This is a genomic window from Burkholderia sp. SIMBA_051 (assembly GCF_046534915.1).
In the GTDB taxonomy this organism is placed as follows: domain Bacteria; phylum Pseudomonadota; class Gammaproteobacteria; order Burkholderiales; family Burkholderiaceae; genus Burkholderia; species Burkholderia ambifaria.
On the sequence record NZ_JAWRXS010001013.1, the window covers coordinates 1 to 229 of the forward strand.

General features: G+C 59.4%; 1 pseudogene. It reads left to right on the forward strand.

From position 1 onward, the window contains the following. Positions 1-229: pseudogene (locus SB771_RS37550) on the forward strand (potassium transporter); the annotation flags it as partial.

The window sequence follows — 229 nt, forward strand, 5'->3', positions numbered from 1 at the left end:
GCTGCTGAACCTGATCCTCGACAAGCATCTCGTCGACGCCACGCTGTTGCAGGCGATTCTCGCGGCGATGCTGCTCTCCATGCTGGCCGCGCCGTTCCTGATTCAGAATGCTGACCGTATCGTGCTGCGGCTGTCGTCGACTGAATGGATGATGCAGTCGTTGCAGATGACGCGCATCGCCACGCAGAGCCTGAAGCAAAGCGGCCACGTGATTATTTGCGGCTATGGC